Origin of the sequence: Streptomyces sp. S465, assembly GCF_026898115.1 — a bacterium.
Lineage (GTDB): Bacteria > Actinomycetota > Actinomycetes > Streptomycetales > Streptomycetaceae > Streptomyces > Streptomyces luomodiensis.
Genome location: NZ_CP114036.1, coordinates 6,163,291 through 6,176,011 on the forward strand (window position 1 = coordinate 6,163,291; position 12,721 = coordinate 6,176,011).

Annotated in this window: 5 protein-coding genes; 4 read left to right on the forward strand and 1 reads right to left on the reverse strand. The window is 74.1% G+C overall.

Going from position 1 to position 12,721, the window contains the following annotated elements:
• Positions 1-187 precede the first annotated feature (187 nt).
• Complete coding sequence (locus N6H00_RS26130) at positions 188-3,034, reverse strand: flippase-like domain-containing protein (RefSeq protein ID WP_268974274.1); 2,847 nt, start codon at positions 3,032-3,034, stop codon at positions 188-190.
• Between the two features lie 219 nt (positions 3,035-3,253).
• Here N6H00_RS26130 and N6H00_RS26135 point away from each other — a divergent pair, with 219 nt between their 5' ends.
• From N6H00_RS26135 to N6H00_RS26150, 4 genes are all read left to right on the forward strand, one after another.
• Positions 3,254-3,634 carry an MGMT family protein gene (locus N6H00_RS26135; RefSeq protein ID WP_329618556.1) on the forward strand — a complete coding sequence of 127 codons (381 nt, stop codon included), beginning with the start codon at positions 3,254-3,256 and terminating at the stop codon, positions 3,632-3,634.
• Between the two features lie 621 nt (positions 3,635-4,255).
• Positions 4,256-7,471 (forward strand): ATP-dependent helicase, encoded by a 3,216-nt coding sequence (locus tag N6H00_RS26140; protein WP_443073242.1) that lies wholly within the window; start codon positions 4,256-4,258, stop codon positions 7,469-7,471.
• A gap of 152 nt (positions 7,472-7,623) precedes the next feature.
• Positions 7,624-11,217, forward strand: a complete 3,594-nt coding sequence (locus tag N6H00_RS26145) for a UvrD-helicase domain-containing protein (RefSeq protein WP_268974277.1) — start codon at positions 7,624-7,626, stop codon at positions 11,215-11,217.
• A gap of 54 nt (positions 11,218-11,271) precedes the next feature.
• A complete protein-coding gene (locus N6H00_RS26150; RefSeq protein WP_268974278.1) occupies positions 11,272-12,672 on the forward strand; it encodes a M20/M25/M40 family metallo-hydrolase in 1,401 nt (466 codons plus the stop codon).
• The last annotated feature ends 49 nt before the right edge of the window (positions 12,673-12,721 follow it).

The following is a 12,721-nucleotide window of genomic DNA, read 5'->3' on the forward strand; positions in this document are numbered from 1 at the left end:
GGGGGCGTACGGGTGAGGGGGGTCCAGTTGGCCGGGGCGGGCCCCGGAGGGCTCCAGCGGGGCCCCCACGGCTCCGTACGGGCTCCCTGACGGGCCCTCGCGGGTCCTTGTGGGCGAAGGTCCTCGCTGGCGAAGGGTCTTCGTGACGAGGTCTTCGTGACGAAGAGGGTCTGGCGGGAGAGGGCCCCTACAGCGCCTCTTTGCGGGTGAGGTGGGTGAAGGCCAGCCAGCCGGGCAGCACCGGCAGCCAGAAGACCATCAGCCGGAAGAGGAGCACCGCGGGCGCGGCGGTCTCGTACGGCAGCCCGGCGAAGGTCAGACCCGCGATCAGGGCCGCCTCGACCGCGCCCACACCGCCCGGGGTGGGCGCCGCCGACCCCAGGGCGTTGCCCGCGAGGAAGACCACGGCGATGCTCGCGTAGCTCAGCTCACCGCCGAACGCGCGGATCGAGGAGTCGAGGCACATCACGTTCGCGGCGGTCAGCAGCAGTGTGCCGCCGATGCCGGCGAGCAGCTTCTTGGGCCGCTGGAGCACGTCCAGCATGCGCGGGATGACGCCCGCGAACAGCGACCGCAACCGGCTGGAGACGAACTTCCGCAGCACCGGAATGGCGGCCACCACCAGGGCGAGGACGGCGGCCGTCAGCAGCCCGGCGATCACGGTCCGGGACGGCGAGAGCGCCGGGGTGCGCTCGGTCCCGGTGATGTAGCCGAAGGTCAGCAGCAGCACGATATGGCTGGCGAGCCCGAACAGCTGGGAGGCGCCCACACTCGCCACCGCGAGCCCCGGCCGCACCCCCGCGCGCTGTAGGAAGCGGGTGTTCAGGGCGACCCCGCCGACCGCCGCGGGCGCCACCAGCTTCACGAACGAGGCGGCGACCTGCGCAAGCACCGTCCGCCCGAGCGGCACCTTCTCCGGGACGAAGCCGAGCAGGCTCAGCGCCGCGGCCACATAGGTCACTGCGGAGAAGACGAGCGCGAAGACGACCCAGATCCAGTTGGCCTCGCCGACCAGGGCGCCCAGCTTGAGATGGGTGAACTGCGACAGCAGGAAGTACGCGGCGAAGGCCCCCGCGCAGAAGCTCACCAGGGTGCGCGGTTTGATGCGCTCCAGCCTTACGGGCTCTATCGGAGCCTGCGGCCGCACCAGCAGCACCTGCTGCCGGATCTGGGAGAGCAGATCCTCCTCGCGGGCGTCCTCCAGCGCCTCCTCCATGGCGCGCTTCTCCGCCTGCTTCTCGGCCTTGGCGGTCTTGCGGCCGCTGGTGACCGCCTCCGCACCCACGGCCTCCAAGGCCTCCTGCGCCTCGGTTTGGCGGGCCTCCTTGGCGGCGCGCGACGCCTCCAGGACGGCCTCCCGCTGGCGCTGGGCGCGCTCGCGGGCGAGCTGGCGCAGGGTCGCGCGGGTGCCCCGGCCGAGCGCCAGGGGCTGTAGCAGCGGAAGGCTGTCGGCGACCGCGTCCGGCCCGAGGACCTCGACCGCGGCGGCCACCGAGCGCTCAGCGCCCACGCGCAGGCCCAGGGTGGTGAGCAGCTGCGCGATGTCCATCCGCAGCACCACATCGCCGGCCGCGATCTCACCGCCGCGCAGATCGGTCAGGACGACCGTGCCGTTGCGGTCGACCAGCAGGGCGTCGCTGTCCAGCCGCCGGTGGGCGATGCGCCGCGACTGGAGGGCCTGGACCTGGTGCCAGGCCCCGGCCAGCAGCTCGTCGGTGATCGCCTCGTCCGGCAGGGCGTGCAGCGGACGGCCGCCGACGTGCTCGTAGACGAGCATCACCGCGTCCGGGCCCAGCTCGGAGGTGGCGATCAGCTTGGGCGCGTTGGCCCCGGACGCGATGGCCGCATAGGCGAGCAGCGCCTCCTGCTCCAGCGCCTGGCGCAGCGACTGGAGGCTGCGCGGCGGGGTGATCGTCCGCAGGGTCAGCCGCTGCCAGACGCCGTAGAAGAAGCCCTGGGCCTGTTGTTCCCGGTCGACGACGGTGACGTCCAGGGGCGGGCCGTCCTCCAGGGTGACCAGATAGCGGCGGCCCCGGTCGACGTGGTGGCCGTGTTCGTCCTCGGGCTCCTCGGCCCGCATGGCGCTGACCGGTTTGAAGCCGACCCGGCGCAGCCCGGCGAGCAGGTTCTGGCCGGTGGGGCGCACATTGGGGGAGCCGACGGCGTAGAGCGTGCCGTAGGCCACCGTCCAGCCGATGAGCACCGTAAGGATGATCGAGAACGGTGTGGTGTAGCCGCCCACGAGCACCGCGAAGGCGTCGAGCAGCAGCACGCACCACATGGCCACCCGCCAGCGGGGGCGCCGGGCCATGCCGACGGCCGTCATATAGGCGATGACGGGGGCGAGATAGCCGTGCACGGGGTCGCTGAAGGTGCCGCCGGGCGCGGGCTGGGTGAGCGCCTCACGGAGCGAGCCGGGGGCGCCTCTGGCGACCCAGAGGTCCATGGTGAGGGACACACCGTGGGCCAGCACCGCGGCCAGGACACCGTCGGCGATCCGCAGCCCGTCCCGTTTGATCAGCCGCTCGAAGGCGAAGGCCACCGGCAGCACGAGGACGGCCACACCGGCCGTGAGCCCCGCGAAGTCGATCAGCAGCGGGGGCGCCTGGTTGGCGCCGTGCCCGATGTCCTTCTCCAGACCCGCGGTGGTGCCGTGGGCGAAGGCCGCGATGGCCAGCACGACGGCCATGCCGAGGACCCCGAGGAGCAGCCGCAGCAGATCGGAGGGGCGGTGCACCCGGGCGGGCAGCAGCGGCTCGTCCCCGGAGACCCGGTCCACATGACCCTCCGGTCCGTCCGAATCCTCTGGTCCGTCCGGGTTCTCCGGTCCGTCTATGTCCTCCGGTCCGTTGGGGTTCTCCGGCCCGTGTGCGTCCTGCGGTCCGTTTGGGGCGCAGCGGTCGGCGGCGTCCGGGGCGTCGGCACGGCCACCGGACGGTGCCTCGGAGCGCGACAGCGCCTCAGGGGTGCGGGCCTCCTCCTCAGGAGGCTGCGCACCCTGCTGCTTCGCCGTCTCTTCTTGATCTCGTATCACCAGTCACCGCCCGGAAGATGGTGGCATGCCCGGGCTGCGGAGGGGGGCATCAGGGTGCATTTCGGGGACGTGGACCCCGAATGGTACGCCCTGCAAGGGATTCCCGCACAATGCGTGATCGAACCACCACTCGACCCGAAACGGGCCCGCGGCCACCGCTCGCGGGATACCCGGGGTACTTTCGCGCGGCTCTCGGCGGGATGCGGCAGGATGAGCCGGATGAGCCGGGAAAGCAGGGAGCGGGAAGCCGACGACGGGGCCGATGAGCTGCCCGAGTACGCCGAACGGGTGCTGGAGGTGGCCGAGCTGATCCCCTCCGGCCGCGTGATGACCTACGGGGACGTCGCCGAATGGCTGGAGCAGGGCGGCCCGCGCCAGGTGGGCAGGGTGATGGCGCTCTACGGGGGCGCCGTGCCGTGGTGGCGGGTGGTGCGCGCGGACGGTGTGCTGCTGCCCGGCAACGAGCTGAGCGCTCTTGAGCACTACCGCGAGGAGGGCACCCCGCTGCGCCAGGCGGCACGCTCGTCCGAGGGGCATGTGCCGCGGATCGACATGGCTCGTGCCCGGTGGGACGGGAGCGGGCACGACCACACTCCGTAGCGCCATATGGGCCAGCGGCCGTACAGGTGTACGGCAGGCTCTCGGTCGTGCCGGTGCGCGGCGGCAGGCGGCTGTGCCGGAGGCGGCGGGTGTCTGCCCGTACCGATGTGCGACGGGACCGCGGCCGTACCGATGTGCGGTGGGTCCGCGGCCGCGCGGGGTGCCTGGCCGTGCCGGGGCGCGGTGGAACGCAGCTGTACCGGTGCGCGGCGGCAGTGCGGCTGTGCCAGTCTGCGGCGGTCTCGCGGCCGTACCGATATGCGGCGGCTCCTGGGCCGTGCCGTATCGACGTACGGCGGCAGCGCAGCCGTGCCGGGGCGCGCGGGGTGCCCGGCCGTGGCGGGACGTGGCGGAAACGTAGGCGTGCCGGGGCGCGGCGGCAGCGCGGTCGTACCGGCGTGCGGCGGGCCCGCGGTCGTACCGACGCACGGCGGCAGCACGGTCGTACCGGCGGTATCCACAGCCATACGGGTGACTCCCCGCCTCGCATGAGAGGCTGTCCCGCACCCAGCAACCCACCAGGACCGGCGATCCCACGTGAGCTCCTCCCCCTCGTCTCTTCCGCGGCAGCGGCAGGCGCGGCAGCCGTCCGCACGGCAGTCGACGTCGGGCGTCTACCGCCTGCTCCGTCATCGGCCGGAGCCGGGTGCCCCGCCTGTCCTGGACGCACGGCAGCGCGCCGCGGTTGAGCATCCGGGCGGTCCTCTGCTGGTGCTCGCCGGGCCCGGCACGGGCAAGACGACGACGCTCGTGGAGGCGGTGGCCCGCCGGGTGCGCGAGGGTGCGGATCCCGAGCGGCTCCTGGTGCTCACCTTCAGCCGTAAGGCGGCCGTCGAACTGCGCGACCGTATGGCCGCGCGCCTGGGCGGCGCGAGCGCGCCGCAGGCCACGACCTTCCACTCCTACTGCTACGCCCTGGTCCGCGCCCACCAGGACGTCGATCTCTTCGCCGATCCGCTGCGGCTGCTCTCCGGACCGGAACAGGACGTCGTCGTCAGGGAGCTGCTTGCCGGCCAGGCCGAGCTGGCCGGCGAGGGCCGGGCCTCCGTCCGCTGGCCCGACGAGCTGCGCGCCTGCCTGACCACCCGGGGCTTCGCCGACGAGGTGCGCGCGGTGCTCGCACGCAGCCGGGAGCTGGGCCTGGGGCCACGGGCGCTGGGGGAGTTCGCCGAGCGCGCCGGGCGCCCCGACTGGACGGCGGCGGCGGGCTTCCTCGCCGAATATCTCGACGTCCTGGACGCCCAGGGGGTGCTGGACTACGCGGAGCTGGTGCACCGCGCGGTGCTGCTCGCCGGGCGGCCGGAGACCGCGGCCGAGCTGGCGGGGCGGTACGACGCCGTGTTCGTCGACGAGTACCAGGACACCGACGTGGCCCAGGGCCGGCTGCTGCGGGCGCTCGCGGGCGGCGGCAGGACCCTGCTCGCCTTCGGCGACCCCGATCAGTCGATCTACGCCTTCCGCGGCGCCGATGTGGGGAACATCCTCCGCTTCCGCGAGGACTTCCCGCGGGCGGACGGCCGGCCCGCGGATGTGGCGGTTCTCACCGTCTCCCGCCGCTCGGGCGCCGCCCTGCTCGCGGCCACCCGGCAGATCACCGGCCGGATGCCGCTCACCCGGCTGCCCGCGCGGGCCGTAAGGGCCCATCGGGAGCTCGCGGCCACCCGCGGCGGCGGCCGCGTCGAGGTGTGCACGTACCCCACCGTGGGCGCCGAGCTCGACAACGTCGCCGACATCCTGCGCCGCGCCCATCTGGAGGACGGGGTGCCATGGAGCGAGATGGCCGTCCTGGTGCGCGCCGGGGGGCGCTCGATCCCCGGTGTGCGCCGTGCGCTCACCTCGGCCGGAGTCCCCGTCGAGGTGGACGGCGATGACATCCCGCTGCGCCATGAGCCCGCCGTGGCCCCCCTGCTGACGGCGCTGCGGGCCGCCGCCACGGCCGCGTTGCCGGACAGCGGCGGGCTGTCCGCGGCCCTCGGCGTCGAGACCGCCCTGACCCTGCTCACCTCGCCCCTCGGCGGTATGGACGCCGCCGATCTGCGCCGCCTGGGCCGCGCGCTGCGCGAGGAGGAGCGGTCCGCCGGGCGGGCGGTGCCGCGCCCCTCCGACGTCCTGCTCGCCGAGGCGCTCGCCGAGCCGGAGCGGCTGGCCGTCCACGACCCGGTGTACGCACGCGGCGCCCAGCGGCTCGGGCAGCTGCTGCGCACGGCCCGGGAGGCGCTGGCCCGGGGCGGCACCGCCGAACAGGCGCTGTGGGTGCTGTGGGACGGCACCTCCTGGCCCGGCCGCCTGGAGCGGGCCGCACAGCGCGGCGGCCCCGCGGGGCGGAACGCGGACCGCGACCTGGACGCGGTGTGCGCGCTGTTCGAGACCGCCGCCCGTGCCGAGGAGCGCACCGGCGGCCGCGGCGCCCTCAACTTCCTGGAGGAGATCGACGCCCAGGACATCGCCGCCGACACCCTCTCCCGCCGGATGGTGCGCCCCGACGCCGTACGGCTGATGACCGCCCACCGCTCCAAGGGGCTCGAATGGGCCCTGGTGGTGGTCGCGGGGGTGCAGGAGGGGCTGTGGCCCGATCTGCGGCGGCGCGGCTCACTCCTGGAGGCCGACCGGATCGGCCGGGACGGGCTCGCCGAGCCGCTGCCGCCGGGGGCGCTGCTGGCCGAGGAGCGGCGGCTGTTCTACGTGGCGGCGACCCGCGCGAAGGAGCGGCTCGTGGTCACCGCCGTCAAGGCCGCCTCCGAGGACGGCGACCAGCCCTCCCGCTTCCTCGGCGAACTGGGCGTCCCGCCCACCGATGTCACCCAGCGGCCGCGCCGTCCGCTCTCCGTCCCCGCGCTCGTCGCCGAGCTGCGCGCCACCACCGTCGACCCGGACGCCTCCGAGGCGCTGCGGGAGGCCGCCGCGCGCCGGCTGGCGCGGCTCGCGGCGCTGCGTGACGAGGAGGGCCGGCCGCTGGTCCCGGCCGCCCACCCGCACCGCTGGTGGGGGCTCTACGAGCCGACGCACAGCGAGGTCCCGCTGCGCGACCGGGGCCGGCCCGTGGCGCTGTCCGGCAGCGCGCTGGACCAGCTCGTCAACACCTGCTCGCTCCAGTGGTTCCTGGGGCGCGAGGTGAAGGCGGACGCCCCCTCGACCGCCGCCCAGGGCTTCGGCAACGTCGTGCACGTCCTGGCCGACGAGGTCGCCTCCGGCCGCACCCCGGCCGATCTCGCGGTCCTCATGGAGCGCCTGGACTCCGTATGGGACGCGCTCGCCTTCGACGCCCCCTGGAAGTCACGGCAGGAGAAGGAGCACGCACGGGCGGCCCTGGAGCGCTTTCTGCACTGGCATGTGATGGAGCGCGGCCGCACCCCGGTCGCCACGGAGCACTCCTTCGACGTCACGCTCGAAGCCGACGCCTATAAGGTGCGCATCCGCGGCAGTATGGACCGCGTCGAGACGGACGGTGAGGGGCGCGCCTACGTCGTCGACTTCAAGACCGGCAAGCAGGCCGTGACCCGCGGCGATGTCGAGCGCCACCCCCAGCTGGCGGTCTATCAGCTGGCGGTGCGTGAGGGCGCCGTCGACGACCTCTTCGACGGCCGGCGCCCCGAGCCGGGCGGGGCGGAGCTGGTCCAGCTGCGGCAGGGCGCCGCCAAGAAGGACGGCGGCGACGGCGTCCCCAAGGTCCAGGCCCAGGAGCCGCCGGACGGGGAGTGGGTGGGGGAGCTGCTCGCCACCGCGGCCGGGCGGGTCCTCGACGAGCGTTTCACCCCGAGCACCGGCGACCACTGCGAGCGCTGCGCCTTCCGCGGCGCGTGCAGCGCCCGCGCGGAGGGCCGCCATGTGGTCGACTGACGCCCCGGAGCATCCGCTGACGGGGACGTCGGGGACATCGGTGACGACGGGGCGTCCGGTGACGACAGGGCGTCCGGTGCCGCGGACGACCGGGATGATCGGGACGACGGGGACAGCGGGGCCTGTCGGTGGGCACAGATAGCCTCACTGGAGTGTCAGCCCGCATCACCGATCCGGAGGAGCTCAAGGAACTCCTCGGGATCCCGTTCACCCCGGAGCAGGTGCAGTGCATCACCGCACCGCCCGCCCCGCAGGTGATCGTCGCCGGGGCGGGCTCCGGCAAGACCACAGTGATGGCGGCCCGCGTCGTCTGGCTGGTGGGCACCGGGCAGGTCGCGCCCGACCGGGTGCTCGGCCTCACCTTCACCAACAAGGCCGCCGGAGAGCTGGCGGAGCGGGTCCGTAAGGCCCTCGTCACGGCAGGCATCCTGGACCTGGACCCGGACCCGGGCGCCGCCGAGGAGGCCGCGGGCGAGCCCGCCATCTCCACGTACCACGCCTTCGCCGGTCAGCTGCTCAAGGATCACGGGCTGCGCATCGGCCTGGAGCCGAGCGCCCGGCTGCTGGCCGACGCCACCCGGTTCCAGCTCGCCGCCCGCGTCCTGCGCGCCGCCCCCGGCCCGTATCCGGCGCTCACCCGCCCCTTCTCCGACCTGGTCACCGATCTGCTCGCGCTCGACGCCGAGCTCGCCGAGCACCTCGTCCCCGCCGGGCGGCTGCGCGCGTACGACACCGAGCTGCTGCGGACGCTGGAAGGGACGCGGCTCACCAACGAGGCGCTGCGCAAGGTGCCCGAGGCCGCCCGTGCCCGCCAGGAGCTGCTGGGCCTGGTCGAGGCGTACCGCGAGGAGAAGCGCCGCCGCGATCTGCTCGACTTCGGCGACCAGATCGCCCATGCGGCCACCCTGGCCCTCGACCACCCGGAGGTCGGCCGGATCCTGCGCGAGCAGTACGCGGTCGTCCTGCTCGACGAGTACCAGGACACCTCCGTTGCCCAGCGGCTGCTGCTGTCCGGTCTCTTCGGCGGCGGCACCGGACACCCCGTCACCGCCGTCGGCGACCCCTGCCAGGCCATCTACGGCTGGCGCGGCGCCTCCGTGGCCAACCTCGACGACTTCCCCGAGCACTTCCCGCACGCCGACGACCGCCCCGCGCGGCGCTTCGCGCTCAGTGAGAACCGGCGCAGCGGCGGCCGCCTCCTGGACCTCGCCAACGGGCTGGCCGCCCCGCTGCGCGCGATGCACGAGGGCGTCGAGGCGCTGCGCCCCGCGCCCGGCGCCGAGCGGGACGGATCGGTGCGCTGCGCGCTGCTGCCCACCCACGCCGAGGAGCTGACCTGGCTCGCCGACTCCATCGCCCACCTGGTGCGCACCGGCACCCCGCCCGGTGAGATCGCGGTCCTGTGCCGTACGGCGGGTGATTTCGCGCAGATCCAGGGCGCCCTGGTGGAACGGGACATCCCGGTGGAGGTGGTGGGCCTGTCGGGGCTGCTGCATCTGCCGGAGGTCGCCGATCTGGTGGCCGTCTGCGAGGTCCTCCACGACCCCGGGGCCAACGCCGCGCTGGTGCGACTGCTCACCGGGCCGCGCTGGCGGATCGGCCCACGCGACCTCGCACTGCTCGGCCGCCGCGCCCGCGCGCTGGTCTCCCACGGCGGGCCGGACGGGGCGGAGGGCGACCCGGACCGACGGCTCGCCGAGGCCGTCGAGGGCACCGACCCCTCCGAGGTGATCTCCCTCGCCGACGCCCTCGACACCTTTCTGGAGGCGGGCGGCGGCCCGGACGACGGACTGCCCTTCTCGGCCGAAGCACGGGTGCGGTTCGCCCGGCTCGCCGCCGAACTGCGCGAACTGCGCCGCTCGCTGGCCGATCCGCTGATGGACGTGCTCCACCGGGTCCTGGCCACCACGGGCCTCGAGGTCGAGCTGTCCGCCTCACCGCACGCCCTGGCCGCGCGCCGCCGCGAGACGCTCGGCAACTTCCTGGACGTCGCGGCCGCCTTCGCGGGCCGGGAGGGCGGCGCGGCCGTGGAGGGCGAGGCCACCCTTCAGGGCTTCCTCGGCTTTCTGCGCACCGCCGCGCAGTATGAGAAGGGGCTCGACAACGCCCTTCCCGGCGGCGAGAACACCGTCAAGGTGCTCACCGCCCACAAGTCCAAGGGGCTGGAGTGGGACGTGGTGGCGGTGCCGGGGCTGGTCGCCAAACAGTTCCCGAGCGAACAGTCCCGCGAGTCCTGGACGGCGAACGCGAAGGTCCTGCCGCATGCGCTGCGCGGGGACGCGCGGACCCTGCCGGACGTCACCGCCTGGGACAGCAAGGGGATCGCCGCCTTCAAGGACGCCATGAAGGGGCATCAGGGGACCGAGGAGCTGCGGCTGGGCTATGTGACCTTCACCCGGCCGCGCTCGCTGCTGCTCGGCTCCGGCCACTGGTGGGGCCCCACCCAGAAGCGGCCGCGCGGCCCGTCCGCCTTCCTGGCCGCGCTGCGCGAGCACTGCGAGGCGGGGTACGGCGAGGTCGAGGCATGGGCCGAGCCGCCGGAGGAGGGCGCCGAGAACCCGGCCCGGCAGGAGGCGGCGGCCGACCGGGCCTGGCCGCTTCCGCTCGACCCGGCCGCCTTCAGCCACCGCCGCCGCGCGGCCGATGTGGTGCTCGCCCATCTGGCGCGCATCGAGACGGCGGAGGGTCCGCACGAGGACCTCCCTACGGACGCGGCCGAGGACCCGCACGAGGACGCGCCGTATGACGAGGACCCGCACGAGGACGTGCCGTACGACGAGGACCCGCACGAGGACGCGCCGTATGACGAGGGCCTGTACGACGACGCGCCTTACGACGACGGCCCGTACGACGACGAGCCTTACCGCGGTCCTGACGACGCACCGGACCCCGGTGTGTCCGACATCACGCACGGCTCGGCCGAGGGCGAGCTGGCGCCCGAGGAGGTCCGGCTGGTCGGCTCCTGGGACCGCGATCTCGAGGCGCTCGCCGGAGAGCTGCGCCGTGCCCGTGAGACCGTGCACGAGGTGCCCCTGCCGGGGACGCTCACCGCCTCGCAGCTGCTGCGTCTCGCCGCCGACCCGGACGGCTTCGCACGGGAGCTGGCCCGCCCGATGCCCCGGCCGCCGCGCCCCGCCGCGCGGCGCGGCACCCGCTTCCACGCCTGGGTCGAGTCCCGCTTCGAGGCGCTGCCGCTGCCCTTCCTGGGCCCGGACGAGTTGCCGGGCGGCGAGGACGACGAGGCGGAGATCGCCGACGAGCGGGAGCTGGCCGCGCTCAAGGAGGCGTTCGCGCGTACGCCGTACGCCCGTCGCACCCCGTACCGCGTGGAGGTGCCGGTCCAGCTGACCCTGGCGGGTCGCACCGTCCGCGGCCGGATCGACGCGGTGTACCGCGAGCCCGGAGCGGGCCCCGACGGCGGCCCGCGCTACGAGATCGTCGACTGGAAGACCGGCCGCTCCCAGGACGCCGACCCGCTCCAGCTGGCCATCTACCGCCTCGCCTGGGCCGAGCAGCACGGACTGCCCCTGTCGGCGGTCACGGCGGCCTTCGTGTACGTGCGCAGCGGCGAGGTCGTCAGGCCCACCGGGCTGCCCGGCCGGGCCGGGCTCGAGCGCGTCCTGCTCGGGGAGACGGGCAGCGAGGCGGGCGGCGAGCCGGAGGACGGGTACGAGTACGGGAACGGCGGCGCGATCGGGAATGACCGTATCCACGACGGAACCGTGACCGAGAGCGAGCACACATGAGCGCCCCGGAGGCCCCCGCCCTCGCTTCGTCGCGGGCCGGATAGGCTCGCGTGTATGAGCAACACCCCGGACCCGGACAATGCCGTCCGCGCCTATGTGGACGGCCACGGCGCCGCCTTTCTCGACGAACTCTCCGAGTGGCTGCGCATCCCGTCCGTGTCCGCCGACCCCGTACGCGCCGACGACGTCCGACGCAGCGCGCAGTGGCTGAGGGACCACCTGGCCGCGACGGGCTTCCCAGTGGCTGAGATATGGGACACACCCGGCGCTCCGGCCGTGTTCGCCGAGTGGCCGTCCGGTGATCCCGACGCCCTTACGGTGCTCGTCTACGGCCACCACGACGTCCAGCCCGCCCACCGCGAGGACGGCTGGCGCACGGACCCCTTCGAGCCCGTCATCGAGGACGGCAGGCTGTACGCCCGCGGCGCCGCCGACGACAAGGGGCAGGTGCTCTTCCACACCCTGGGGATACGCGCGCATCTGGCCGTGACCGGCCGCCGCGCACCCGCGGTGAACCTCAAGCTGCTGATCGAGGGCGAGGAGGAGTCCGGCTCCCCGCACTTCCCCGAGCTGATCCGCTCCTACGCCGACCGGCTGGCCTGTGACGTCGTGATCGTCTCGGACACCGGGATGTGGTCCGAGGACACCCCGACCGTCTGCACCGGGATGCGGGGGCTGGTCGACTGCCAGATCGATCTCCACGGCCCCGGCCAGGACATCCACTCCGGCTCCTTCGGCGGTGCGGTCCCCAACCCGGCCACCGAGGCCGCCCGGCTGGCCGCCGCACTGCACGACGCCGACCGTAAGGTGGCGATCCCCGGCTTCTACGACGGCGTCGTGGAGCTGACCGACCGCGAGCGCGAGCTCTTCGCCGAGCTGCCCTTCGACGAGGCGGACTGGCTGCGGACCGCGCATTCAGGCGCCACACTCGGTGAGGCGGGCTACTCCACCCTGGAGCGGATCTGGGCCCGCCCGACCGCCGAGGTCAACGGCATCGGCGGGGGCTACCAGGGGCCGGGCGGAAAGACCATCGTGCCCTCGGCCGCCCAGCTGAAGCTGTCCTTCCGGCTGGTGGCCGGCCAGGACGTGGAGAAGATCCAGTCGGCCGTGCGGGACTGGGTCGCGGCCCTGCTGCCGGCCGGTATCCGCCATGAGATCACGTTAGGGGGCGCCACCCGCCCGTGTCTGACCCCGCTGGACCACCCCGCGCTCCAGTCGGTGGTCCGCGCCATGGGGCGCGCCTTCGGCCAGAAGATCCGCTTCACCCGCGAGGGCGGATCGGGGCCCGCCGCCGATCTCCAGGACGTCCTCGGCGCTCCGGTGCTCTTCCTGGGCATCTCGGTGCCGTCCGACGGCTGGCACGCGCCCAATGAGAAGGTCGAGCTCGGCCTGCTCATGAAGGGCGCCGAGGCGGCGGCCCACCTCTGGGACGATCTCGCGGAGAATGGACGGTAAAAGCTCGCTTATGTACGTGAATCACCCGTTTCGCAGGGGGAGTTGGAAG

Excerpts from the sequence above, each read along its gene's own strand:
- N6H00_RS26135 (WP_329618556.1), top strand. The coding sequence starts at position 3,254 with ATGAGCCGGGAAAGCAGGGAGCGGGAAGCCGACGACGGGGCCGATGAG.
- N6H00_RS26150 (WP_268974278.1), top strand. The coding sequence starts at position 11,272 with ATGAGCAACACCCCGGACCCGGACAATGCCGTCCGCGCCTATGTGGAC.